Source organism: Shewanella sp. SG44-2 (genome assembly GCF_014164215.1).
Lineage (GTDB): Bacteria > Pseudomonadota > Gammaproteobacteria > Enterobacterales > Shewanellaceae > Shewanella > Shewanella frigidimarina.
Window position 1 is genome coordinate 209,655 of record NZ_JACJEU010000005.1, and the last position, 25,432, is coordinate 235,086.

Sequence of the window (25,432 nt, forward strand, 5' to 3'; positions counted from 1 at the left end):
CATGTCGCAGCAGCAACCGCTTATTAGCCATTTGCTTGAATTACGTAACAAATTGCTTAGAGCCATTGGCAGCGTGTTATTGGTATTCATTACTATTGTGTATTGGGCTAACGATATTTATCACTACATAGCTCTACCACTAATGCGTTCGCTTCCAGAAACAGGCAGCATGATTGCAACCGACGTTGCCGCGCCTTTTTTTGCACCCTTTAAATTAACACTCGTGCTAGCATTCTTCATCGCCATTCCCTATGTACTCTATCAAGTATGGTCTTTTGTCGCCCCTGGATTATACAAACATGAAAAACGCTTAGTTGTTCCCTTGTTAGCCAGCAGCACCCTGTTGTTTTATCTTGGAATAGCCTTTGCCTACTATATTGTTTTCCCCGTTGTATTTGGTTTTTTCACTAGTGTAGTTCCAGATGGCGTGCAAGTTGCTACTGATATCAGCAGCTATTTGAGTTTTATTTTAAAACTGTTTTTTGCCTTTGGTTTAGCTTTTGAAATACCTGTAGCAGTGGTTTTGTTATGCTGGGCTGGTGTTACCACACCCGATGAGTTACGCCAAAAACGTCCTTATATTGTAGTAGGAGCTTTTGTTGTTGGCATGGTACTCACGCCGCCCGATATTATCTCGCAGACTATGCTAGCCGTACCAATGCTGTTATTGTTTGAAGGTGGACTAATCGCCGCACGTTTCTACAGCAAAAAAGAAGATGAGCCAGAAAACGAACAAGCTGAGAATTAAGCGATAAAGAAAGGCTCTACTGACTAAAATAATAAGGAAGAATCAATGCGTTTAAGTTTAATTGCCGTCGGGATCATATTGATGTCGGCTAATGCACATGCCAATACTAATCTTGGTCAGCAACTGTCTATATGTGCCGCTAAAACGGACAAAACCGTGCGATTAACTTGTTATGACGAATTAGCAGCTAATGCTAAACCCAGTGCTCATATAATGACGACGACAAATACAACTAAGATAGCTCCATCAGAAGCTCCAAGGCCGCCAGCTACACCAAAAGTTGTGGCACCTATAGCTGCAGCAAGCCCTCAAGTGCTCAGCGTTGATGATTTTGGCCTACAAAAGAAAGTAATAGAAGATGAAGTCGATAAGATTTATTCTGAAGTCATTAGCGTCAAGAAAGATGCATTAGGCGCATTTGTGATAACACTCAGCAATGGCCAAGTATGGAAGCAAAGTAATTCAAAGAATTATAAAATCAAAAAAGGTCAACGCATCTTTATTGAAACGGGTGCATTGAATTCATTTTTATTGGGTAGCGATGAACGCAATGCTACTGTCCGAGTTAGACGATTAAAGTAACTACAGCACTTTTATTACATGACTCAATACATCGACATTGCAGTCAATCTGCTTAGCGACAGGCTTAAGCACGATATTGACACTATTATCAATGACGCGGCGAAACATCATGTTTCGCCGTTAATTATTATTGGCAGCGATCTCGATGAAAGCTCCGACTCAATATCTCTCTGCCAACAATACCCGCAACAACTCTACTGCACTACAGGTGTTCACCCGCATCATGCATCGTCTTGGGATCAACACAGCAAAGCACGTTTAACTCAGCTTGCCACACAAGAAACAGTGGTTGCTATTGGTGAGTGTGGACTTGACTACAATCGCGACTTTTCACCTCGTCTTGCACAAAGAAAGGCATTTGCAGCGCAATTAGAGCTGGCTTGCGAACTCAATATGCCTGTACTGATGCATTGTCGTGAAGCACATAGTGATTTTATCGCCATTGTAAATGAGTACAGAGCTCAACTCCCTAATGCTTTATTGCACTGTTTTACTGGCAGTAAAGATGAGTTATTTGAATGCTTAGCGGCTGATTTATACATTGGCATTACAGGTTGGATTTGTGATGAACGCCGAGGACAAGAGCTCGCTCAATTAGTGCCGTTGATTCCTAGTAATCGCATTATGGCAGAAACCGATAGTCCTTACTTATTACCTCGTAGTATGCGGCCTAAACCTAAGTCGAGTAGAAACTTACCCCAATACTTACCTTATATTGTCGAGTATATGGCTAATTTACGCCAACAATCACCGCAAACATTGGCGCAAGAATGTTATAAAAACAGTTGTGATTTTTTCCAACTGCCAGTTCATCTAAACGTGAATAATAACTGATGATGCCCCTCATAACTCATCAGTTACAACAGCAATGTAAATATCACTTTAGAGTGTTAATTGGATTGTTTTTGCTGTTGATTAGCCAAAACTGTTGGGCTAATACACTCTCTGGGATACCGCTTAGACTGACATCAGATTCCATAACAAAAATTGAGTTACAAGACTGGGTTTATGCCAATCAAAGTAATGATATTGAAAACCTAACCACATTATTACAACGGCCAGAAAACAGCTGGAAAAAAATCGATACCAATCAACCATACAAAATAGGCATTAAAAACTATTGGGTGAGTTTTAGTATATTTAATCCCAACGACCATTTATCACGCATTATAGCCTTAGATAATCCATTACTCGACAGTGTTAAAATATACCACCTGATCAATGGGGAACTGGTCAGTACTGAAATCATGGGCGACTCCTTGCCATTTAAGCAACGACCATTAGAAAGCAATATCTTTTTATATCCAGTTAATTTTGAACCTGGTGAAACTCATACTTTTTATCTGAAAATAGACAGTAAAGGTAGTATCAGTTTGCCATTAGTGTTGTGGTCATCAAACGACCTAACGCGGCTAACCGAAACCAAGAACTTGTTTAGTGGTATGCAAATAGGCTTATTACTCGCTATTTGCTTGTTCAGTTTATTTATTGCCCTTGCGTCGGCATCTTATAGTTACAGTTATTACAGCGGTTATGTATTAGGACTGACGTTACTCACTGCGACAATTCATGGCGTATCATTTCGCTATTTGTGGCCTCAATGGCCCATAATACAGCAGTATATATTCATCATACTCATCCCATTAACACTGGGATTTTCATTGATGTTTACTGAAAAAGTATTACAGCTAAAATATCATAATCAAAGGATGTTGCGTATTTGTCGCATCATGGCAGTGCTTTGTTTTGGCTTAACGATCATCATGCCATTTATTAACTACAGTTTTGCACTGTATTTTCTAGCATTTGTAGTATTAACTATCAGTACAATTTTAATGGCTTTCTCCTTGATCCAAGCTTTTGGCGGCCAACGTAATGCTCCTTTATACGCCATAGGCCGTATGGGTTTAATGGTTGGGTGCATTATCACAGGGCTAATTTATCTCGGCCTAATCACTCTGAGCATATCGCCACAGATACCCGTAATGATAGGGCTCACTTTTGAAGTAATCACTATGGCTGCGGTGCTCGCCTTACGTTATAACGATGAGCGAAAAGCTAAATTTGAGATCCAGCAACAGACATTAGAACAAGCACAACGACTTAGAGAGATCCGTGAAGAAGCGCTGCGTAACGAAGCTGAAAACAGTGAAAAACTTGAACAAATGGTACAAGAACGAACACTTGAATTAGAAATTACCTTACGCGAACTCAATGAGGTCAATCAAAAGCTGACTGAGCAAAACACTATAGACAGCCTTACCGGAGTGAAAAATCGTAGTGCTTTTGATCGTCGTCTAATTGCAGAAGGCCGTATTAGCCGTCGCCAACAAACACCTATGTCTTTGTTAATGATTGATATCGATAAATTTAAAAATATCAATGACCAATACGGCCACCTTAGTGGCGACTACACCATAAAGATGATTGCAAATACATTATGTGAATACGTAAAACGTCCAACGGATCTCGTATCACGTTTTGGTGGTGAAGAATTTGCTATTATTTTACCTTGTACAGATATTGAAGGTGCCCTGCTAGTTGCAGAGCAAATTCGCCAAGCCATCAGCGAGCTTACTATTGTCCATAATGGCCACACGATACCCTTAACGGTCAGTATCGGTGTCAGTGAAACAATTATCGAAAGTGATGAGCACCCAATGCTATTACTAGAACAAGCAGATAAAGCCCTGTATAAAGCTAAACGCAGCGGCCGAAACAAAGTCTGCTATTACCCGCTCGAAACAGACGAGATCTAAACCAGGAGTCGAAATTGAATATTATTACTAGTGCCTTTCCACAGCGCAGAATGCGCCGCATGCGTAAACATGAATTTAGCCGTCGTTTAATGTCTGAAAATACCTTAACAGTTAACGATCTCATTTATCCGATGTTCGTGTTAGAAGGTTTTCAACGCTCAGAAAAAATTGCTTCAATGCCAGGAATTGAGCGTTTCTCGGTTGATCTATTATTAAAAGAAGCCGCTGAGCTTGTTGAGCTTGGCATTCCGCTTATTGCACTATTTCCCGTGACGCCAGCAGATAAAAAAAGTTTACTTGCAGAAGAGTCTTACAATCCTGATGGATTAGTACAACGTGCAGTCCGTGAATTAAAGCAGGCATTTCCACAGCTTGGTATCATGACGGATGTAGCTTTAGATCCGTACACGACTCATGGTCAAGACGGTATTATCGATGACACTGGCTATATCATGAATGACATCACCACCGAGATCCTAGTCAAGCAGGCTTTATCTCATGCCGCTGCAGGAGCAGATATTGTCGCGCCATCAGACATGATGGATGGTCGTATCGGTGCAATCCGCCAAGCACTTGAAGAAAATGGCTTTGTGAATACTCAAATCATGGCTTACTCCGCTAAGTATTCATCAAGTTATTACGGTCCTTTTCGCGATGCTGTCGGATCGGCTAGTAACTTAAAAGGTGGCAATAAACACAGCTACCAAATGGATCCAGCTAACAGCGACGAAGCCTTACACGAAGTGGCATTAGATATCCAAGAAGGTGCCGACATGGTAATGGTTAAACCAGGGATGCCTTATTTAGACATTGTACACCGTGTCAAAACAGAATTAGCAGTGCCAACATTTGCTTATCAAGTCAGCGGAGAGTACGCCATGCACATGGCTGCTATTCAAAACGGTTGGTTAGCAGAAAAAGCCATTGTGATGGAGTCATTACTTTGCTTTAAGCGCGCTGGAGCGGACGGTATTCTAACCTACTTTGCCAAACGTGCTGCTCAGTGGCTTAAAGAGCAAAACTCGTAAACCTCCGATATTGCGTAGTTATAAAGCCAATCCATCTAGGGTTGGCTTTTTTATTTTAACACTGCGCACTACGTCAATTGCAATTCAATTACATCATAAGGCAAGTCTCATACATCTCATTATCGTGATCAACTCTACATCATAAGTCATAGTCTCTTAACAGCCCTGTTTAAGCATGCTTGAATACAGTCAAGTACAGTATTTTCTTCTTAACCGAGACATTATCATGCACAATAACGTTAGAACATTATTGGCCACAACAGCGCTCTTTTTCAGTAGCCAAATGCTGCCTATGGCCGCATCAGCGAATTCAGGTTGCGCATTTGAAAAAGATCAACAAGGCTTTATTGCAACATGCAGCGAGGAGAAACAAGAAGTGATTTTAACTGGCGTAATCCAACCACAAACTCTAACAACTGAATTACCCGGCTATACTGAAGGGTTTACCAATTACCAAGTTGATGCGCAAGCGATCGATGTACTCAAAGCCATTAAAGAACCGACGCAAATAGTCGTGATTATTGGCACTTGGTGCCCAGATTGCCATCGCGAAACACCGCACTTTATGCGAATCATTGAAGCGGCAGCCAATCCCAATATTGAAGTTGAATACATTGGTGTCGATCGAAGTAAACAAGACCCTGAAGGTTTAGCGGCAAAATATGCGTTCAGCCGAATCCCAACGTTTATCGTTAAGCAACAAGGCAAAGAGCTAGGCCGTATCGTTGAACGCCCTCAAGCTACATTGGAAGCCGATTTAGTTGAGATTTTAAAGTAGTTATGTAAGAAGTTATTGAAAATGTTTGTTTAAACAACTAAAAGTAATAACTTAATAATCGTAATAAAAAATAGGTCGCCATTGGCGACCTATTTTTTATTACGATTATGCAGTGACTATATCGAGACTTTTGCTGCTATGCGATCAGCTAACAGTTGTAATACGCCTTCGCGAAGTGCGCCACCAGCAAGATGTAAACGACTAATTGATAAGCTTTCAAACAACGCAATTAATATCGCAACCCCCGCAGAAAATGTAGGAGCTTGTTCGGCATTTAAGCCGTTAATGCCACTAAGTCTGGCATCTGCTTGCGATAATATCTCATTACGAAAACCAAACAAAATCTTAAGGGTAATCACTTCTGACCGTTGTCGATGCTGTAACACCGATACCACTGATTGAACCGCACCAGAAGCCCCCACAACACTTTGCCAACCTAAATCGAGTAAGTGAGGACGATGTTCTGCTAAAATCGTATTAACGTAATCTACGGCCTGTTCAAAGTCGATGGCTTGAAGCGGCGCATGACTAAAAAATCGTTGATTAAATAGCACGCACCCCATTGGCAAACTGGTTTTAAACAACACCTGATTGCCGTCACCAATAATAAACTCGGTACTAGCGCCGCCAATATCAATCACTAACCGGCGTCCCTCACCTTTAGTGGTGGCCACCATACCTTGATAAATCAGTTCAGCTTCGCGCAACCCCGAAATGACCTCGATTGGATGCAACAATATTGGCATCGCTCGCTGGTGAAATTCATCGGCATTACGGATAACACGCAAAGTAGCGGTAGCAAATACAGCCACATTAGCGCTATCGATATGGTGCTGCGCTAACATGTCGGCAAACATGGCTAAGCATTCTAAACCACGCTGCATAACATGTTCAGACAACATGCCATCTTCGCCTATACCTTCGGCAAGGCGCACTTTACGTTTATATTTAGCGATAACAATCGGCTTATTACCTACCGAATTAGCCACTAACATATTAAAACTGTTAGAACCTAATGTTATCGCCGCATAGGGCTGAGATACCGTTAACAATGACATTGACTATGGTCTACGGGTCCTATGGCGTGGCGGACGTGAAGTATTTCCACCACTACGATGAGCACCTTTACTTCCACCATCACGAGTCCGAGATGTAGGAGGCTTACGATGAATACGCGCCGGAGGCGGAATATCATCTAATAGCGCATCTTTATCGTAATTAGACACAGGAATAGAATGGTTAATATAGGTTTCAATTTCAGGTAAATTCAGTGCATATTCTTCGCAAGCAAAACTGATTGAAATACCTTTTTGTCCCGCACGACCGGTTCGGCCAATACGGTGCACATAATCTTCACAATCATCAGGTAAATCATAGTTATATACGTGTGACACATCAGAAATATGTAACCCACGTGCGGCTACATCTGTTGCCACTAATACATCGATTTCACCAGAGGTAAATTGCTCAAGAATACGGATACGTTTCTTTTGCGGAACATCACCGGTTAATAAACCCACACGATGACCGTCACCTTCTAAATAAGACCACAACTTTTCACAGCTGTGTTTTGTGTTCGAAAACACAATCGCTTTATCTGGCCAATCTTCTTCAATTAGGCTCAGTAATAAACGCATCTTATCTTCCATCGACGGGTAGAAAATTTCCTCTTTGATATTTTTAGAGGTTTTTTCTAACGGTTCGATTTCAACTTTTTCAGGATCATTCATATGATCGTATGCTAATTCCTGCACTTTCATTGAAAGCGTGGCAGAAAACAGCATATTCAAGCGTGACTTAGCATCAGGCATTCTGCGGAATAAAAAGCGAATGTCTTTAATAAAGCCAAGATCAAACATACGGTCAGCTTCATCAAGCACAACGGCTTGAATGTGGCTTAAACTAATCACTCCCTGACGCACATAATCAATAATACGTCCGGTGGTACCAATTAGAATATCAACGCCTTTGTCTAATACAGCGCGCTGAGTTTCATAGCTTTCGCCACCGTAAACGATACCAACTTTTAAGCCTGTATGTGCCGCTAATAACTTGGCATCTTTAGCAATCTGAATTGCTAATTCACGTGTAGGCGCCATAATAATAGCGCGGGGTTCAGTTGCTTTGCGACTCTCAGGTGCAGCAACATTAAGTAAGTGGTTAAATGTGGCCACTAAAAATGCCATAGTTTTACCGGTGCCGGTTTGGGCTTGTCCGGCAATATCTTTTGCATTAAGTAAAATAGGTAAAGATAACGCCTGTATTGGCGTGCAAAACTCAAAGCCGTTCTCGTTCAATGCCGCGAGTATTTCGGGCTTTAAAGGGAAGTCGGCGAATTTCTTGGTCGATAAATGTGTTTGGCTCATAGCACAAGCATACCTGTAGGGGTTGCAAAAAAAGATTCGATCGTTTGAAATAGCTACATTACTAAAACGGTCTCTTGAAAAGCTATTTAACTGACCCAATATACATGGTAAGCCATTAATAAACTAGCAATGGAACCAAATCTGGAGAACTACATGAGCGATAAAATTGTATACCTAAGCGATGACAGCTTTGAAAACGACGTATTAAAGTCTGAAACACCAGTATTAGTCGACTTCTGGGCTGAGTGGTGTGGTCCTTGTAAAATGATTGCCCCAATCCTAAACGACGTTGCTGAAGAATACGCAGGCAAACTTACAGTCGCAAAACTAAACGTTGACCAAAACAACGTTTCACCAGCGAAATACGGCGTACGCGGTATTCCAACATTGTTAATGTTCAAAAGCGGCGAGCTAGTAGCAACTAAAGTTGGTGCACTATCAAAGACGCAATTAAAAGAGTTCATTGACGCTAAGATCTAACGAGAATTAGCCTAGAAACGTTAAATGGCACAAGTTTTGAGCAACTTGTGCCATTTTTAGGTTTTATTTACGCTAAATTTCTGGACGACCAACACATAAAGTGCTAATTTATTCATCAGATTTTTTCAATTAACCTCTTCTCGTTTATCAATCATAAAATATCTTTTCAAACTTGCTGATTGATTGCGGTAAGCTTCGTCGCGCAAAACAAGACTCCCATACATGAATTTAACAGAATTAAAAGACACGCCAATTTCAGATCTAGTTTCGCTTGCTGAAAGCATGAATCTGGAAAATATGGCTCGTACCCGTAAACAAGATATCATCTTCTCAATTTTGAAAGCTCACGCTAAAAGCGGAGAAGACATCTTCGGTGGCGGTGTATTAGAAATCCTCCAAGACGGATTTGGATTTTTAAGAAGTTCAGATGGCTCATACCTTGCGGGTCCTGACGATATTTATGTTTCTCCAAGTCAAATTCGTCGCTTTAACATGCGTACTGGTGACAGTATTTTTGGTAAAATCAGACCGCCGAAAGAAGGCGAAAGATATTTTGCACTGTTGAAAGTCAGTGAAGTCAACTTTGATAAACCAGAAAGCTCTCGCAATAAAATCCTGTTTGAAAACTTAACCCCATTACATGCAGAAGAACGTCTTCGCATGGAGCGCGGTAATGGTTCAACAGAAGACATCACCTCTCGCATCCTTGATCTTTGTTCTCCAATAGGTAAAGGCCAGCGTGGTTTGATTGTTGCACCGCCAAAAGCCGGTAAAACATTGTTACTACAGAATATTGCTCAAAGTATTACTTATAACAACCCAGATGTGGTGTTAATGGTATTACTTATCGATGAACGTCCTGAAGAAGTGACAGAAATGCAGCGTATGGTTAAAGGCGAAGTCATTGCTTCTACCTTTGATGAACCAGCCAGCCGTCACGTTCAAGTAGCCGAAATGGTTATCGAGAAAGCAAAACGTTTAGTTGAGCATAAAAAAGACGTCGTCATTTTGTTAGATTCGATTACTCGTTTAGCCCGTGCTTATAACACCGTCATCCCTTCATCGGGTAAAGTGTTAACCGGTGGTGTTGATGCTAACGCATTACATCGTCCTAAGCGTTTCTTTGGTGCTGCACGTAACATTGAACACGGTGGCAGCTTAACCATTATCGCCACAGCCCTGGTTGATACAGGCTCGAAAATGGACGAAGTAATTTACGAAGAATTTAAAGGTACTGGTAACCAAGAGTTACACCTTTCTCGTAAAGCTGCTGAAAAACGCGTATTCCCTGCGATTGACTTCAATCGCTCTGGTACTCGTCGTGAAGAAAAACTAACGACGCCAGAAGAACTTCAGAAAATGTGGATTTTACGTAAAATCTTACATCCAATGGACGAAGTTTCTGCAATGGAATTCTTAATCGATAAATTGGCTATGACCAAAACTAACGAAGAATTTTTCACTGCAATGAAGCGCGCTAAGTAATTCATTACCTAAACGCAAAATAATCGCAAAAATGCCGCTAATTTAGCGGCATTTTTTATGTCTAATTATCGATAAAATATATCTAAGACCTAGAGCAGACTAAGTCCTGCAACTTCGCTTCGCGGCGATAAATGCAGTAACATCTGGCCTTTCCCGCTTGCTATCGCTTGTTATCATTCACTGCTTGTTACCACTCTGCCCGTCTTTAAAGCTTTAGTTCGTATAGCCTCTAGCATCTAGCCTTTCCGTTTGCCATCGCTTGTTATCGATCCCCCCGCTTTTAAAGCTTTAGCTTGTATAGCCTCTAGCAGCGAAGCGCTCTAGCATCTAGCCTTTCCACTTGCCATCGCCTGTTATCATTCTATCGCTTGTTATCGATCTTCCAGCCTTTAAAGCTTTAGCTCGTATAGTTTCTAGCAGCGAAGCGCTCTAGTATCTAGCCTTTCCGTTTGCCATCGCCTGTTATCATTCTACCGCTTGTTATCGATCTTCCAGCCTTTAAAGCTTTAGCTCGTATAGTTTCTAGCAGCGAAGCGCTCTAGCATCTAGTCTTTCCACTTGCCATCGCCTGTTATCGTTTTACCGCTTGTTATCGATCCCCCAGCTTTTAAAGCTTTAGCTCGTATAGTTTCTAGCAGCGAAGCGCTCTAGCATCTAGTCTTTCCACTTGCCATCGCCTGTTATCACTCTACCGCTTGTTATCGATCTTCCAGCCTTTAAAGCTTTAGCTCGTATAGTTTCTAGCATCTAGTCTTTCCGCTTGCTATCGCCTGTTACCGTTCAGCCCTAAACTGATGCCATTTTCCGGCGTAAATACGCAATTTGCTGCATATGCGGTAAATCTTTCGGGCAAGTATCTTGGCAGCCGAGCAACGTCATACAACCAAACACACCATCTTGATTACCTATGACATGGTAAAAATCATCAGCGGTTCGAGTATCACGGCTGTCTAATTCAAAACGGGCAATTTTCATCATACCGACTGCGCCAACAAAAGTGTCACGCATTTGTTTAGTCGCACAAGCAGAAACACATACACCACATTCTACACATCGCTCTAACTCATAAAGTTTAGTGGCTTCCTCTGGTGACATCGGCGCTTCTATACGATGAATATCATTATCTGTGCTATTAGGATGTAACCACAGCGCTAAACGCTCAGATAATTCGCGCATAAATTTACCGGTATTCACCGACAGATCGCCAATTAAATCAAAGCCAGGTAATGGCATTAATTTAATATGTCCATCTGGATAATTAGCGGTTAAAGTTCGACAAGCTAACGTCGGGAAACCATTAATCACCATCGCACAACTGCCGCAAATACCCGCGCGACAAACAAAATCAAATTGTAGTGATGGGTCTTGTGTTTCGCGTAGTTGATTCAACGCGATGAAAACCGTCATACCGGGTGCTTCTGTTAAGCTGTAAGTCACCATTTTAGGTTTGTCGCCAGGCTCTTGCGGATCATAACGAAAAATGGAAAAAGTTAACGTGCGTGCTTGGCTCATATTACTTTTCTCCAGACTCTGCGTTGGTTTTAGTTAAAGTATCAGTGAAGCGCTGATTACGTGGTTGATATTCTTCAGGTAACTCAAAAGGCATTAATGCAGCTTGCTTGGTATACCTATCAGCATCGTCACCTAATTCAGCTAAAATAGCTTCAACCTGTTGCTGACGTTTTTGGGTATCAGGATGAGCAATCGCATTATCAACACCATAGCCTCGGTAACCAGGCGGTAATTCCATTCGCATCACATCAAGAGCTTCATAACTGATTTCTGGTCGTAAACTATTAACATCTGGCCAACTTGTTAAGGTACGGTTCAACCAGTCTTGGTCATTACGTTGTGGAAAATCTTCGCGAGAATGCGCGCCCCGACTTTCGGTACGAGCAAGCGCCCCGCATGCAACGGTCACTGCGACTTTCAACATTCGTTTGACGCGTAACGCTTCAACAAGCTCAGGGTTAGCGTGACGTTTTTTGCACTTTAACCCAAGGTTTTTCGAACGTTCAAGCAGTTCAGTTAATTGGGTAACAGCCAGTTCAAGTTCAGGCCCATTGCGGAAAATCCCGACGTAATCCATCATGATTTTTTGCATTGCAGCTTTAAGTTTAAATGGATCTTCTGTTCCTTCACCCGCAATAAGCTGATCAACTTCTGTTTGTAACTGCTTACCAAACTGGGCGATTAAATTGGTATCAACGATCAAACTATTTTGCTCACCAAAGTCAGCAACGTACTTACCGATAATCATTCCGCCAACAACCGTTTCTGCTAGGGAATTGCCACCGAGTCGATTAAAGCCGTGCATATCCCAACAAGCAGCCTCTCCAACACTAAACAGCCCTGATAATTGCGGGCTTTCGCCATTGGCTTTAGTACGAATACCACCCATAGAATAATGTTGTGTAGGCCGAACTGGGATCCAATCTTTAACCGGATCAATACCTAAAAAACTCTCACAAATCTCTTTAACTTCACGCAAATTGGTATCAATGTGCTTTTGACCTAATAAAGTAATATCCAGCCATAAATGCGGCCCATAAGGGCTATTTACTCCTTTACCTTTGCGCATATGTTCGGTCATTCTACGTGACACAACATCTCGCGAAGCCAGTTCTTTTTTCTCTGGTTCATAGTCGGGCATAAAGCGGTAACCGTCTTTATCACGCAGTACGCCGCCATCACCACGGCAACCTTCCGTCGTTAAAATGCCTACCGGAACAATAGCCGTAGGGTGAAACTGTACCGCTTCCATATTTCCTAGTGTCGCGACACCGGTATCTAGCGCCAACGCTTGGCCAATCCCCTCACAAATAACGGCATTGGTTGATACAGAATAGATTCGTCCGTATCCGCCTGTGGCAATAGTGGTCGATTTAGCAATGTAAGCGCGTAATTCACCCGTAATTAAGCAGCGAGCGATTACACCGTGGCAACGCTCACCATCATGAATAAGCGATAATGCTTCCATCCTTTCATGCACAGGAATGCCTAACGAAATGGCTTTATTATCGACGGCATACAATAAAGAATGACCTGCACCGTCTGCGGTATAGCAAGTACGCCACTTTTTGGTACCACCAAAATCACGCGCATTGATGAGTCCATGAGCCGCTTCAGCCTCGGTAATGGTCACTTTTTCAGCGTTAACAATTACTTGTCTATCGCCTTTAGTTATTCGTGTCCAAGGAACGCCCCACTGAGCTAACTCTCTTACCGCTTTGGGTGCACAGTGAGCAAACATTCGAGCAACATCTTGATCGCAGCCCCAATCGGAACCTTTAACCGTATCTTGAAAATGGATGTCTTCATCATCACCTTCGCCTTTTATGGTATTGGCTAAACTGGCTTGCATGCCACCTTGGGCAGCTACAGAGTGTGATCGCTTAGCGGGAACCAGCGATAACACCAAGGTATCAAGACCGCGCTCTTTTGAGGCTATCGCGACTCTTAATCCTGCTAGTCCGGCGCCAACCACCAAGGTGTCGGTATAAATAATTTTCATATTAATTCCTTACAACATCGACACATATGGCACTACAGGTAATGCTAAAGAGCGGCCAATAAAAATATACGTCAGCAAACTCGCCACACCTAGCACCATTAAATACACTAGCAACACCTTGGCAAATTTGAGCATAGCAAAACGTTGCTCAACCAAGCCCCATTTCACCACTACGCGATATAAACCAAATACGGCATGCACTGCTACAACAGGTAATAGCAGGATATATAAAACCCAAGCATTGAGGTGATACACCCGTTCAGCCGAAAGATGTGGGCCTATTTCAGGGTTGGTTATCATGGTGAATAAGTGCGTTGGTACGAGGAAGAACAATAAAAAACCAGTGATCATTTGCCAAAACCAAATTTTGGTATCTTCATGGGGTAAAAAACGCATTTGATTTCGTAAGGCTCGCCATTGCCCTAATTGAGTCGGAAAACGCCGTAATGCAAATACCGCATGGATCAGCACAATCAATAGCATAAAGCAGGAAAAAATTTTTGTTACCAGAGGATAGCCATGGCCAGTTTCACTGAATATGCCACCCTCAAGAAACTGTGCCACTTGGTAGAAGGCTTCTTTACCAAACAAAATACTCGACTCAAAATGCAAATGCATCACTAGAAAAAGCCCCAGTAATACACCAGACAGACTCTGTAGTTTATCAGCACGAGCAGCCCAAAGAGGGTGAGCAAAACCTTTATCGGTATTTACCGCACTGTCGACTTTCGTTTGCAAAGAATTCGCAGCCATAAATCATCATATCCTGTTATACACAATCACAAGTATTGACCATATCAGGAGTTTTTGAATAGCGGCAATGAACAATGATCAAACCGTGATAAAGTTCACCTATTATTAAGCGGGAGTTAGAAGCGGGTCACACCAACTAGCAAATAAAAACTTAAACAATACTGATAGTTAACTAAAAACCGAAACGAGTTTTCGGTAGAAAAGACAATCGCGTGTTTTAACTAAAAATGTGACTTTATGGTAATAATTATTGGCAATATTGACGTAACTTATCGCGTAATAACAACATGACCGGGGTGATATGATCGCGACTAGAACAGATCAAATTTAACGCAACTAACTTACCTGTTTTCTAATCATCAGCAATATCCTGGGCAATTTTTAATATAAACGTGACCAAAATGGCCCATCTTAACCGAGCAAAAAACCAATAAACTCTCACCTAAACGAGCATCTTAAAATAACTTGGGTATAATAAGCGCCAATTTGATATTACTTTTACCACAGTTAGGAAATTCCCATGGCTTGGATCCAATTACGCATTCACACTCATCGCGATAACGCCGACTTGCTTGGCGACTTATTAATGGATCACGGTTCACTTTCCATCACCTACGAAGATGGCCAAGACGAGCCTATTTTCGAACCAAAATTAGGTGAAACACCACTGTGGCAAGATACCGTAATGATTGCATTATTTGATGCGGGTACTGACTTAGCACCAACAATCGAGTTTTTAGAATCAATGCCATTTTTAGGCAAAGGCTTTAATCATAAAATTGAACAAGTCGAAGATAAAGACTGGATCCGCGAATGGATGGACAGCTTTCACCCAATCCAATTTGGTTCACGCTTATGGATTTGCCCTAGCTGGCGTGAAATTCCTGACCCGACCGCTGTTAACGTCATTCTCGATCCAGGTTTAGCGTTTGGTACAGGTACTCACCCTACCACCGCCTTATGTTTAGAATGGTTGGACAGCCTTGATTTATCAAACCAAGAAGTCATCGATTTTGGTTGTGGCTCTGGTATTTTAGCTATTGCCGCCATTAAACTCGGCGCCAAAAAAGTGACCGGTGTTGATATTGATTATCAAGCTATTGACGCTTCAAAAGCCAATGCTGAACGTAACGATGTAGTTGATAAATTGGCCCTATATTTACCAGAAGATCAACCAGCCAACTTACAAGCAGACGTATTAGTCGCTAATATTCTTGCTGGCCCGTTAAAAGAGCTAGCACATTTGATAGCTGAGAAAGTCAAAATAGGTGGCAAACTGGCACTATCGGGTTTATTGCAAGAACAAGCACAAGAAGTATCCGACTTCTACAGCCAATGGTTCATCATGGATCCAGTAAGTAACAAAGAAGACTGGAGTCGCTTAACAGGAATACGCAAGTAGTCAGCTCGCAAGCCTAAAACGCACTCAATAATTGGCTATATTACGAGCTAATTGAGTGCGTAAATTCTCGTTTACAGGTTGTTAACATTCATAATTGACACTTGTATATAGGAAAACATCTCTCTGCAACACGCACCAGTGCTCAAAAATGGCCAAAAAACGCCATTTATTAGTCAAAGATGTGATGGCTAATAAAAGTCAAGCAAAAAAGTTGCATTTAGGTCATTTATTGACCTTTTCACGGCCGTAAAAAAGGGCTACTATAGCGCCCCTTTGGAGAGCAAGGTGAAGTCCGAAATGCAAATTGGCCCGTATCAACTGTCTAATCAGCTGATTGTGGCACCAATGGCAGGTGTCACCGATCAGGCCTTCCGAAATCTCTGTTTACGCTATGGCGCAGCTTTAGCCGTATCAGAAATGCTTTCATCGAATCCCGACGTTTGGGACAGCGACAAAAGCCGCCAGCGCATGATGCATTCTGGTGAAGAAGGTATACGCTCCGTACAAATAGCAGGTGCAGATCCTGATTTAATGGCTAATGCCGCTAAGTTCAACGTTGAACAAGGTGCGCACATCATTGATATCAATATGGGCTGCCCAGCAAAGAAAGTGAATAAAAAATTTGCTGGTTCTGCGTTAATGCAAAGCCCCAGCTTAGTAAAAGAGATTTTACAAGCTGTGGTTGCTGCAGTAGATGTGCCAGTAACGTTAAAGATACGCACAGGTTGGGAGCCTGAACATCGTAATGGTGTTGAAATAGCCCAAATTGCTGAAGATTGTGGCATTGTCTCGCTCGCCGTTCACGGCCGAACCAGACAATGTATGTACAAAGGCTTTGCCGAGTACGACACCATTAAAGCAATTAAACAGAATGTCTCAATTCCTGTTGTCGCTAACGGGGACATCGACACACCAGAGAAAGCCAAGTTTGTACTTGACTACACTGGCGCCGATGCCCTGATGATAGGAAGAGGTGCACAAGGACGGCCTTGGATTTTTAAAGAAATCCTACATTATCTGGAAACAGGTAAAAAGTTAGCGCCAATTAAGGCAGAAGAGCAACGCAGTGTGATGCTTGAACACCTTAAGAAACTTTATGACTTATATGGCGAATACAAAGGTGTCCGATTTGCTAGAAAGCATGTCGGGTGGTACCTAAACCATGAGGAACAGCGCCAATTTCGTGCTGACTTCAATCGGCTTGAAACCGCTGCCCAGCAACATTCCCTCGTAGAATGTTATTTTGATGAATTAGTTTAGAATTTAATAAAGAGCAGAATAGAATGTTTGATCAGACAACTAACACAGAAGTTCACCAGCTTACCGTAGGCAAAATCGAAACAGCAAACGGCACTATCAAGCCGCAGTTATTACGTGACGCAGTTAAACGTGCCGTAACTAACTTCTTCTCTCAGTTAGACGGTCAGGAAGCTTCTGAAGTATATGAAATGGTATTGTGCGAAGTTGAAGCACCTTTACTAGACATCATCATGCAACACACTCGTGGCAACCAAACGCGCGCTGCTAATATGTTAGGTATCAACCGTGGTACTTTACGTAAGAAATTAAAGAAATACGGCATGAACTAAGACTAGCGTCTAAGTGATTGTAATGAAACGGGCTTATCAGCAATGATAAGCCCGTTTTGTTTTATCAGTTACACTCGTAGTAACACACCACTTATCAGCAAGTGTTAAATACGAGTAGAAACGGTCATTCATGTCTAATGACTACTGCACCTGTTGCGGAGATATTTTGGCTGTATTAATGGTATTGCTACAACTAGGCACGTTGTTACCCCGATAATTTTTGCAGCCCCAAAAAGCCCCTCTAGCACTTTCTCTTAAGCTCATATCACCGCCACAGACGTTACATAGCGGCGCCATATGGGCACAACTGTCATTGAGGCATACCTTGAAACCGACAAAACGTTTGCGTGTCATCGGACTGCCGCATTCGTCACAGCCTGCTTCTTTGTGATCGCATAATGGAAAGTGTGAGCAAGAAAAGAATGATGTGAACTTGCCCACTCGTGGTTTTAATATCCCAGTTGTACATCGGACACAGTTAATTTGTTCGAACAAGGATTGCACTAAAGACGTACTAAATTCTCGTTGTTCAACGGCATAATCTTGTTGGATCAGTTCCACAATAAATGGGCTCACATTGGTCATATCGGCGATAACGTAAACTCGGTGCCTTGCACGGGTTAGCGCGACATAGAATAAACGCCGTTCCTCTGCAAACTCAAAATTTTCAGCTTTAGGTAAAAACGCATCAAGTAAAGGTGGCGTTATTTTTTTCGACGGAAATCCATGTATACCTTGGGTCATCCCCATAATCACCACATAGTCGGCCTCTTTACCTTTTGAAGCATGAAACGATAAACACTCAATCACGAACATCGGGTATTTAGCCGTTAACTGACGCAACATGTCTTTATCTGGCAACTGAAACCAGAAACGTGCCAGTAAATATACTGTCGGTTTAGCTTTAAGCTTATCAACAGCTTGAGTAACGCGGACGGCCAGAGCATTTAAGGCTTGCTCTAATGCGTTGTTACTCGGCTCATCTTTAGTTGCGCCCTCATTGGTGCCACGACGAAGTATTGATACTGCAGGCTTGGCAACTTGTACCAATGAATGGATATCTTTGTTGAGTTGATGCGGATTTTTACTCACAAAAGCGCTAGCCACTTCACCGATAAGGTTATTAAATCTAAAAGTAAGATCCAAATGCGTTTCGCTGGCATGGCCAAAATAACGTTTAAATTGAGTCGTCAAACGGACATCCGCACCACTAAAGCGATAAATCGCCTGCCAATCGTCACCAACACAAAATAATGAAGTATCGCTGTTACCTTTTTTCGTGCGCGAATCTCGCAAGGCTCGCACTAAACGTGCTCTGGGTTCTGAAATATCTTGAAACTCATCGACCATGATATATCGCCATGGGCTGACATATTGACCACTTTGCAGGTATGCGAGCGCTTTGGCTATCATGTCCTCAAAGTCGATATCACCGTGAGCAGATAAATACTGTTGATACTGCTGTAAAATGGGTTGGAGTAATTCAAATGCTTTACGCGTTTGGGTAGCATCAGCAGCATTGGCAAATACCTTTTCCAGCCCGGCTTCGTCAACACAAGCTGCTTTGTACAAGCCAATGAGCTGGCTAAACAATTTTGCCAGTTCAGTGACTCGTCCCAGTTCATAAAGAGTTGCCAATATCGCTTCATCGGGTAAAGGTGAGTAGTTAACCTTAAATACCGTTAAAGCTTGTTCAAGCTTATTAATTAACTGACTTTTCTTGTGCTGATAATAAAATAATTCGATGCAGTTGGTTTGGCGCTGATGATGTAACTGCCGTTTCCATTCCATTGATGCTAAATATGCAGCTTGATCGATATAAGGAGCCGTATTATTGGCTTCATCAATGCCATAATATTCAATATAAACCTCATATTCAGGTAGATAAAAATCAGCTTGATACTGGCGAAAATCAACCGTGCTGACATCAAATTCATACTTGGCTTCATATTGATATTCAATGCCATTGGTAAACAGCCAATTGGCGATATTCAACTCACCAAAACTTTTGACTCTTTCACCTTTCAATGAGCGAATATCATTATCATTTAAATATTCAAAATACTCACCATGTGTTGAAAATTCGAATGGGCTTTTTTCAACGTAATAATAACGACTGAAATAGTCAAAAAGTTGTTTACGATAAGATTCATTTTTAATCAAAACTTCTAATCTATCATGCACCCATTTGTCTTTGGCGGGTTCATCATTTACCCACGCTGATAAGCTAGGTTTCACACCTTCAACATCGGCAATAATTTTCAGGCCTAAACTGTGAAAAGTACTGGCCTTAATATCATCACTGCCCAGCTTATGTTTAATTCGCAGATCCATTTCCATGGCGGCTTTTTTGCCATAAGCAAGCAATAGAATGTCATTAGCTTGAGCTTGACCACTATTCACTAGATAACCTGCTCGGCCCACCATTACGCTGGTTTTCCCCGTTCCAGCGCCCGCGAGCAGCAGATTATTATCATCATCGATAATACATGCTCGACGCTGTTTATTGGTTAGTGGATTTGACTCAACATGATCAAAAAAGTCTGCAAATGCGAGTAACTGCGATTGAATATAGCCTTCACGTAGGCGATCTATATCAGCTTTATTCCAGTGGTAAAAACCGTGTAGTTGAATTAATGCGGTACGTATATTGGCGGGTAGCTCTGCCCCTTCACTCCAAGGGAACCAGCGAAAGTACTCACGTTCAATTCTAGCGCGCATTTTGTCTACTAATGACTGCCGTAAATACCGACTCGATGTGGCTTTTTCAACTCGTAATATCAAATCGCACAGCGATTTTTGATGAGATAAAGCCCAGAGTAATTCGACCTGTTGCTTAAAATCAGATTTAGCAAAATAACTTAAAAATGGAATTTGATAATGGGCACCAGCGGCCCTAAAACTCAGTAAGTTACCGAGTAAACTGGCACTAAACAGTGGCGGGTGATCTAATTGCTGCCATGATAACTGCCCAATAATAAGCTGTTTATTGTTATGCCGAAATCTTGCTAAAAATTGGCCATGGCTAGGTATAAAAGTAATACCCTCTTGCGTCAATTTGATCGCATTTACGTCACGCTGATACAAATGCCCAAACCAACTATGAGGGATAAAGCTAACTGAATTTTCTGATGACAAAGTAAAACCTACGACTAAATGGTTTCAGGGGGTAACCGACTCATATTTAAGATAACGTGACAGTAAATAATGAGCAATGATGGATTTAACTTGATAATACCCGCTGTGAGCGTTTCAGGGAATACGGTTGGTAAAACTCGGCTTACCCTAAACAAACAAAACGGGTATTTTTTATAGCGGTAGTTTGACTCAATATAACGTTAACATGCTGTAAGCAGTTTGATGATCAACGGTGTTTGAGACACTATGGCGAATGATGTTGTATTAATTTCATGATAAAAAAACAGCACATACAAGCAAAATTTCACGTTTACGCTATAAAATAACATCAACAACCGCATGGCCGTTTTATGTAAAAAGACATCACAATGATTCTATTATTTTTGTTACTCTGGCTTGTTGCAATCTCACTCGTTAACGGTGAATACTATTCACAAAACAGCTAATGCAAAACAACATTCACTCACGTAAAAATCCCCGACTTAGACCAGAATGTTGTGGTGCCTCACGAATAAGGGTGAATAAATTATTCGTTATCTGCGTCGGGATTGGGATTAAACATTAACCGAGATAATATCTGCTTTTTGCATACATTACTGACTTCGCACTTAAGGATTAACCCATGCACAACGCTTCATTACCGCCAATGATGACATCGATGCTATCGTCATTAAAAGGTACTTCTAGTGTTATTCAATCATTAGTACTCATCGGGGCTTTGTGTATTACTACAGTTGATGCCGCACCACTGCAAAACACATCAATTGCCACTATGCCCCAACCTGTGAGTAATAATGCCATCGCATTGGTACACAGTAACAACAAAAGCTATTTACTCAGTTTTATGGGTCTAGCCCCAGAGAAAAACCATCTCGCGGTACACAATCATGCTTGGGCGTTATCACTTACAGAAAAAAATTCACAGTGGAAGTCAATTGCAGATGTCCCTCACATCGCGCCTTTAGCGGGCAGATTGGCGTCAATTGCCATAGGTATTAACGATAAGGCGTATGTGTTTGGCGGTTATACTGTGGCCGAAAATCATGACGAAATTAGCACAATTGATAATTACCAATACTCGATTAAGACCAATCAATATACTCGTATTGCGGACATGCCAGTGGCCGTTGATGACACCACTGCAGCAACGTACCAACAGCGATACATTTATTTATTTGGCGGCTGGCACAACGACGGCAACGTCAATTTAGTCCAAGTGTATGACACCCAGACCAACACTTGGGCTCAAGCAAGCCCAATACCAGCACCGGCTGTATTTGGTCAAGCAGTAGGAATGGTAGGTAATCAGCTGGTGTTATGCGACGGCGTAAAAGTACAAGCTAATATCAACGCGCGCCGCAGTTACCAAGCGTCACCCGTGTGTTTGTATGGTGAGGTCAATCCAGATAATCATTTGCGAATTGATTGGCAATTACTGCCGCATTACTCTGTCGCGGCTAATATCAACGCAAGTAAATCTACAATAACTGAATCAAGCGTCAACCCATCAATAGCAAACATAGCGGAATCAAACACTGCCAAATCAAACACTGCAGCAACTGCTACAGCACATTACCGCATGGCAGCTACCGGGATTAAAACAGCAACTGGTGGCCAAATTGTATTTTTAGGCGGAAGTGATAATCCGTATAACTATTCAGGTATTGGTTATAACGGTGAACCTAGCGAGGCAAGCTCGTATAGTTATCGATTCGACTTGGCTACTAAGCAATGGCTCACACCACAGACACTATCGCAGCCAAGCATGGATCACCGTGGGTTAGTGTGTTGGCAAGGTAGCTTATTAAGAGTCGGCGGTATGCTACAGCAACAAGAAGTCAGTTCAAAAGTACTGCTAAGCACTTTGGCGCAAGGCGAGTCTTGCACTCAATAATGCATCAATTTTCGATTAATGTGTGAGTTAGCTAACAGATTAGTGGTGAATAAATTGAGCATTGTTAAAGATGCACATAAAATACATGTAAATTATGTGCACCTTTGGAATTGCCATGTTAACCGAACAAGCAGCACCCGCATTACAGCACTTATCATTAATTGATTTGATAGATCATATTGAAGCGACTCATCATCAATACATTCGTGAAACCGCTCCATTATTAGTGGAATACACAGATAAAATGGTCCGCGCGCACGGTGATGATCACAGCGAGATAAAGCCTCTGGCGCATGCGGTTAATGAGTTAATTGCCGAATTAATGCCGCATTTAATGAAAGAAGAACGCATTTTATTTCCGGCGATTAAATCGATCAGCTTAGGCAAAACTGTTGATGGATGCTTTGGTCATATTAGTAATCCTATCAACATGATGTTGCATGAACACGATAACGCAGACCACATGTTGCAAACCATTCGAAACTTAACCAATAACTACACGCCACCTGCAGGTGTTTGCCATACGTGGCAAGCGTGTTATCGCACCTTGGCTGAATTTGATGCCGATTTGCAAATCCATATAGAGATTGAAAACACTTTATTATTCCCAAAAGCTTTAGCACTATAATCCTCCTAGGTTCCCCATTTTGAAGCAACTTCGAGATCATCCTTACGGATTTGCTTCCTTTTTTTTGCGAAACTTCATACAGTACATAATGAGTTTACCGTACTTCAATATGGAGCCTAAATGTCACCTCATCATTACCCAACCTTTGCCCTAGACGACATAGCAAACTTACATGAATCTGCCCAAGTTGAATTTAAGTTAGCAGGTGGAAGAGATGGTAATGGAATGTTGCCCGAAGGCATGTGGGAAAGCTATAGTGCTTTTGCCAACACCTTAGGCGGGGAAATTATTTTAGGGGTAAAAGAACAGCAAGGTGAGTTTACGATTGAGGGCATTATTAATCCGATGCCAATGCTCAGTGAAATTTGGGCCATTTTACATGACCCGAAAAAAATCAGTCACAATATTTTAGCGCCTACCGACGTACAAATAATCGAAATTATGGCTAAAAAGCTGATCAGAATTCATGTGCCCTGTGTCGACGTAAAACTCCGACCTATTTATGTTGGCACCGATCCTTACAGTGGCACCTATTTTCGAGTTGGCGATGCCGATATGCATGCTAGCCGTGAGCAAGTTGAACAAATGAGCCTAAAAGCCGGAATCGATCTCAAGCTAAAGCAACTGAAGCAGTAAATCCAATTGGTTAATCTCGATATGCGGTAATACCGGTTGCGCCTTTTTATGCCGTTGCTGCATACAGGGGTTTAGCCACACACTTTGACACCCCGCCATTTTCGCTCCAGCGATATCAGACAACGGATGATCGCCCACATGCAATAACGCCGACGGTTTAATATCTAATTGACGACAAGCAAGGCTAAACATGTCGGCAGCAGGTTTCATTTTAACCCCATGACCAGGATGTAGCACAAACTGCATCACTTTATCTAACCCGATGCGCTGGGTGTCGACATTACCATTAGTAATACCAATAAGTTGGTAACGTTGGCTTAAACGTTCTAGTAACTCCAGCACGCTCTTATCAACAGTAAAATCACTGCGATGATGATGAAAGCATGTCATGCCATCTTGTGCACCTTGGCTGGCTTCAGTCTCACTATAACCAAAGTGCAAAAGACCTTGATGCAACATGGCATAGCGTGCTGCACTGGTATCATGAGCTAACTCTGGGTGTAGTTTGAACAGTGCATGTTTGAGTTGCTGCCATTGAGCGGTATCCCATGCAGTGGTGGCAGGATAGGCTTGATTAATTAACGAGAACAGCTGCTCACTGGCATGTATTACATAAGGAAGATTATTGTAGAGTGTATCGTCTAAATCAAAACTAATCGCGCTAAAAGGTTGTAGGCGTTGATATTGGATCATCGAAGCTTTAGGCAATTGCAAAGTCATTATTTCCCCCTGTCTTTTTTCGCTCTTGGATGCGCGTTATCGTACACTTTAGCAAGGTGTTGAAAGTCTAAACTGGTGTAAATTTGTGTAGTTGATAAGTTCGCATGACCGAGTAACTCTTGTACTGCACGTAAATCTTGGCTTGATTCAAGCATATGAGTTGCAAACGAATGACGCAACTTATGTGGGTGAACTTTTACCGCCATGGCTTGCTCTTGTCCCCACTTAGCCATACGCGCTTGAATACTACGATGAGACAATCGCTTGCCTTGGCTGCTAACAAATAACGCATCCCCAGCTTCTACACAAGGTAACTGGTTACGGCAATTCAACCACGTTTTGATCGCGGTTAATGCCACTTGGCCAATGGGCACAACACGCTGTTTACTGCCCTTACCCATCACTTTAACTTCGCTTTGATCAAACTTAATGTCAACGCAATCTAAGCTGGCTAACTCAGCTAAACGTAAACCACTTGAATAAAATAGTTCCATAATGGCTTTATCACGCAAGCTCAAAGGATCATCGCCCTCTATGGACAATAAATGGCTGACAGCATCCACATCCATATTTTTCGGTAAGGGTTTATTTTGTTTAGGTGCACTTAACGTCTGTGCCGGGTTTACGGTGACAGCATCTTCGCGCAGCAAAAAATCAAAGAACTGTTTTAAGGCAGACAAACACAAAGATAAAGATCGGGGACTCAGCCCTTTACGGTGTAATGTTGCCATTACTGATTGCAGCTGATCACGGCTAACCTCAATCAGTTGAGTTGATTCAGCTAACATGTCTTCGACACGACGTAATTCAAACAGGTAGTTGCGCACGGTATAGGCTGAGAGCTGTCTTTCTGAAGACAAATGTTGGCTAAATATCGTTTGCCAGTCAGTTGGCTTCATCAAGGTACTCCCAGATTGTAACGACTCAGGCCG

At 42.1% G+C, this 25,432-nt stretch carries 22 protein-coding genes; 14 read left to right on the forward strand and 8 right to left on the reverse strand.

The window, feature by feature from the left end:
* Position 1: 1 nt before the first annotated feature.
* From tatC to H5181_RS05985, 6 genes are all read left to right on the forward strand, one after another.
* Positions 2–748 carry a twin-arginine translocase subunit TatC gene (gene tatC / locus H5181_RS05960; protein WP_011635959.1) on the forward strand — a complete coding sequence of 249 codons (747 nt, stop codon included), beginning with the start codon at positions 2–4 and terminating at the stop codon, positions 746–748.
* Between the two features lie 45 nt (positions 749–793).
* The gene (locus H5181_RS05965; protein WP_123778065.1) at positions 794–1,330 is read left to right on the forward strand and encodes a hypothetical protein; all 537 of its coding nucleotides are present in this window, start codon (positions 794–796) and stop codon (positions 1,328–1,330) included.
* An 18-nt stretch (positions 1,331–1,348) separates the two neighbouring features.
* Complete coding sequence (locus H5181_RS05970; protein WP_011635957.1) at positions 1,349–2,164, forward strand: TatD family hydrolase; 816 nt, start codon at positions 1,349–1,351, stop codon at positions 2,162–2,164.
* Complete coding sequence (locus tag H5181_RS05975) at positions 2,164–4,089, forward strand: diguanylate cyclase (RefSeq protein ID WP_182750497.1); 1,926 nt, start codon at positions 2,164–2,166, stop codon at positions 4,087–4,089. Before H5181_RS05970 ends, H5181_RS05975 begins: the two co-directional genes overlap by 1 nt.
* Before the next feature lie 14 nt (positions 4,090–4,103).
* Complete coding sequence (gene hemB / locus H5181_RS05980) at positions 4,104–5,117, forward strand: porphobilinogen synthase (protein WP_011635955.1); 1,014 nt, start codon at positions 4,104–4,106, stop codon at positions 5,115–5,117.
* 226 nt (positions 5,118–5,343) lie between these two features.
* Complete coding sequence (locus H5181_RS05985) at positions 5,344–5,895, forward strand: thioredoxin family protein (RefSeq protein ID WP_123778068.1); 552 nt, start codon at positions 5,344–5,346, stop codon at positions 5,893–5,895.
* Positions 5,896–6,011: 116 nt separating this feature from the next.
* Here H5181_RS05985 and H5181_RS05990 read toward each other — a convergent pair whose 3' ends face one another.
* Positions 6,012–6,953: an exopolyphosphatase gene (locus H5181_RS05990; protein ID WP_182750498.1), complete on the reverse strand. Its 942-nt coding sequence runs from the start codon at positions 6,951–6,953 to the stop codon at positions 6,012–6,014.
* Positions 6,954–6,956: 3 nt separating this feature from the next.
* Entirely contained in the window at positions 6,957–8,261 is a 1,305-nt protein-coding gene (gene rhlB, locus H5181_RS05995; RefSeq protein ID WP_011635950.1) for an ATP-dependent RNA helicase RhlB, read from the reverse strand.
* Between the two features lie 153 nt (positions 8,262–8,414).
* On the opposite strand from rhlB, the gene trxA reads away from it, so the two are divergent.
* On the forward strand, positions 8,415–8,741 hold the full coding sequence (trxA, locus tag H5181_RS06000) for a thioredoxin TrxA (RefSeq protein ID WP_182750499.1): 327 nt from the start codon (positions 8,415–8,417) through the stop codon (positions 8,739–8,741).
* Positions 8,742–8,963: 222 nt separating this feature from the next.
* A complete protein-coding gene (gene rho / locus H5181_RS06005; protein ID WP_011635948.1) occupies positions 8,964–10,226 on the forward strand; it encodes a transcription termination factor Rho in 1,263 nt (420 codons plus the stop codon).
* 786 nt (positions 10,227–11,012) lie between these two features.
* On the opposite strand, the gene H5181_RS06010 is transcribed toward rho, so the two are convergent.
* From H5181_RS06010 to H5181_RS06020, 3 genes are read right to left on the reverse strand one after another with little or no spacing between them, the layout of a single operon-like run.
* The gene (locus H5181_RS06010) at positions 11,013–11,738 is read right to left on the reverse strand and encodes a fumarate reductase iron-sulfur subunit (protein WP_182750500.1); all 726 of its coding nucleotides are present in this window, start codon (positions 11,736–11,738) and stop codon (positions 11,013–11,015) included.
* A gap of 1 nt (position 11,739) precedes the next feature.
* The gene (locus H5181_RS06015; RefSeq protein WP_182750501.1) at positions 11,740–13,740 is read right to left on the reverse strand and encodes a fumarate reductase flavoprotein subunit; all 2,001 of its coding nucleotides are present in this window, start codon (positions 13,738–13,740) and stop codon (positions 11,740–11,742) included.
* A 9-nt stretch (positions 13,741–13,749) separates the two neighbouring features.
* The gene (locus tag H5181_RS06020) at positions 13,750–14,493 is read right to left on the reverse strand and encodes a fumarate reductase cytochrome b subunit (protein ID WP_182750502.1); all 744 of its coding nucleotides are present in this window, start codon (positions 14,491–14,493) and stop codon (positions 13,750–13,752) included.
* A gap of 520 nt (positions 14,494–15,013) precedes the next feature.
* Here H5181_RS06020 and prmA point away from each other — a divergent pair.
* The 3 genes from prmA to fis all read left to right on the forward strand — a co-directional run bounded on the left by prmA (position 15,014) and on the right by fis (position 17,484).
* Positions 15,014–15,895 (forward strand): 50S ribosomal protein L11 methyltransferase, encoded by an 882-nt coding sequence (prmA, locus tag H5181_RS06025; RefSeq protein WP_182750503.1) that lies wholly within the window; start codon positions 15,014–15,016, stop codon positions 15,893–15,895.
* A gap of 297 nt (positions 15,896–16,192) precedes the next feature.
* Complete coding sequence (gene dusB, locus H5181_RS06030; protein WP_011635943.1) at positions 16,193–17,155, forward strand: tRNA dihydrouridine synthase DusB; 963 nt, start codon at positions 16,193–16,195, stop codon at positions 17,153–17,155.
* Positions 17,156–17,178: 23 nt separating this feature from the next.
* Positions 17,179–17,484, forward strand: a complete 306-nt coding sequence (gene fis, locus H5181_RS06035) for a DNA-binding transcriptional regulator Fis (protein WP_011635942.1) — start codon at positions 17,179–17,181, stop codon at positions 17,482–17,484.
* A 141-nt stretch (positions 17,485–17,625) separates the two neighbouring features.
* Here the strand turns inward: fis and H5181_RS06040 are convergent, their stop codons facing one another.
* Positions 17,626–20,622 carry a UvrD-helicase domain-containing protein gene (locus H5181_RS06040; RefSeq protein ID WP_182750504.1) on the reverse strand — a complete coding sequence of 999 codons (2,997 nt, stop codon included), beginning with the start codon at positions 20,620–20,622 and terminating at the stop codon, positions 17,626–17,628.
* Positions 20,623–21,244: 622 nt separating this feature from the next.
* Here H5181_RS06040 and H5181_RS06045 point away from each other — a divergent pair.
* The 3 genes from H5181_RS06045 (at position 21,245) to H5181_RS06055 (ending at position 23,780) form a co-directional block, all read left to right on the forward strand.
* Positions 21,245–22,516, forward strand: coding sequence for a kelch repeat-containing protein (locus tag H5181_RS06045; protein ID WP_182750505.1), 1,272 nt, complete (start codon positions 21,245–21,247; stop codon positions 22,514–22,516).
* 115 nt (positions 22,517–22,631) lie between these two features.
* Positions 22,632–23,144, forward strand: coding sequence for a hemerythrin domain-containing protein (locus tag H5181_RS06050; protein ID WP_162022200.1), 513 nt, complete (start codon positions 22,632–22,634; stop codon positions 23,142–23,144).
* A 120-nt stretch (positions 23,145–23,264) separates the two neighbouring features.
* Complete coding sequence (locus H5181_RS06055) at positions 23,265–23,780, forward strand: helix-turn-helix domain-containing protein (RefSeq protein WP_101086277.1); 516 nt, start codon at positions 23,265–23,267, stop codon at positions 23,778–23,780.
* Here H5181_RS06055 and H5181_RS06060 read toward each other — a convergent pair.
* Both H5181_RS06060 and xerC read right to left on the reverse strand, forming a co-directional pair.
* On the reverse strand, positions 23,760–24,500 hold the full coding sequence (locus H5181_RS06060) for an HAD-IA family hydrolase (protein ID WP_182750507.1): 741 nt from the start codon (positions 24,498–24,500) through the stop codon (positions 23,760–23,762). The genes H5181_RS06055 and H5181_RS06060 overlap by 21 nt on opposite strands.
* Positions 24,500–25,399: a tyrosine recombinase XerC gene (xerC, locus tag H5181_RS06065; protein WP_182750508.1), complete on the reverse strand. Its 900-nt coding sequence runs from the start codon at positions 25,397–25,399 to the stop codon at positions 24,500–24,502. Before xerC ends, H5181_RS06060 begins: the two co-directional genes overlap by 1 nt.
* Positions 25,400–25,432: the final 33 nt, after the last annotated feature.

Excerpts from the sequence above, each read along its gene's own strand:
- tatC (WP_011635959.1), top strand. The coding sequence starts at position 2 with ATGTCGCAGCAGCAACCGCTTATTAGCCATTTGCTTGAATTACGTAAC.
- H5181_RS05965 (WP_123778065.1), top strand. The coding sequence starts at position 794 with ATGCGTTTAAGTTTAATTGCCGTCGGGATCATATTGATGTCGGCTAAT.
- H5181_RS05970 (WP_011635957.1), top strand. The coding sequence starts at position 1,349 with ATGACTCAATACATCGACATTGCAGTCAATCTGCTTAGCGACAGGCTT.
- H5181_RS05975 (WP_182750497.1), top strand. The coding sequence starts at position 2,164 with ATGATGCCCCTCATAACTCATCAGTTACAACAGCAATGTAAATATCAC.
- H5181_RS05985 (WP_123778068.1), top strand. The coding sequence starts at position 5,344 with ATGCACAATAACGTTAGAACATTATTGGCCACAACAGCGCTCTTTTTC.
- H5181_RS05990 (WP_182750498.1), bottom strand. The coding sequence starts at position 6,953 with ATGTCATTGTTAACGGTATCTCAGCCCTATGCGGCGATAACATTAGGT.
- rhlB (WP_011635950.1), bottom strand. The coding sequence starts at position 8,261 with ATGAGCCAAACACATTTATCGACCAAGAAATTCGCCGACTTCCCTTTA.
- trxA (WP_182750499.1), top strand. The coding sequence starts at position 8,415 with ATGAGCGATAAAATTGTATACCTAAGCGATGACAGCTTTGAAAACGAC.
- rho (WP_011635948.1), top strand. The coding sequence starts at position 8,964 with ATGAATTTAACAGAATTAAAAGACACGCCAATTTCAGATCTAGTTTCG.
- H5181_RS06010 (WP_182750500.1), bottom strand. The coding sequence starts at position 11,738 with ATGAGCCAAGCACGCACGTTAACTTTTTCCATTTTTCGTTATGATCCG.
- H5181_RS06015 (WP_182750501.1), bottom strand. The coding sequence starts at position 13,740 with ATGAAAATTATTTATACCGACACCTTGGTGGTTGGCGCCGGACTAGCA.
- H5181_RS06020 (WP_182750502.1), bottom strand. The coding sequence starts at position 14,493 with ATGGCTGCGAATTCTTTGCAAACGAAAGTCGACAGTGCGGTAAATACC.
- prmA (WP_182750503.1), top strand. The coding sequence starts at position 15,014 with ATGGCTTGGATCCAATTACGCATTCACACTCATCGCGATAACGCCGAC.
- dusB (WP_011635943.1), top strand. The coding sequence starts at position 16,193 with ATGCAAATTGGCCCGTATCAACTGTCTAATCAGCTGATTGTGGCACCA.
- fis (WP_011635942.1), top strand. The coding sequence starts at position 17,179 with ATGTTTGATCAGACAACTAACACAGAAGTTCACCAGCTTACCGTAGGC.
- H5181_RS06045 (WP_182750505.1), top strand. The coding sequence starts at position 21,245 with ATGCACAACGCTTCATTACCGCCAATGATGACATCGATGCTATCGTCA.
- H5181_RS06050 (WP_162022200.1), top strand. The coding sequence starts at position 22,632 with ATGTTAACCGAACAAGCAGCACCCGCATTACAGCACTTATCATTAATT.
- H5181_RS06055 (WP_101086277.1), top strand. The coding sequence starts at position 23,265 with ATGTCACCTCATCATTACCCAACCTTTGCCCTAGACGACATAGCAAAC.
- H5181_RS06060 (WP_182750507.1), bottom strand. The coding sequence starts at position 24,500 with ATGACTTTGCAATTGCCTAAAGCTTCGATGATCCAATATCAACGCCTA.
- xerC (WP_182750508.1), bottom strand. The coding sequence starts at position 25,399 with ATGAAGCCAACTGACTGGCAAACGATATTTAGCCAACATTTGTCTTCA.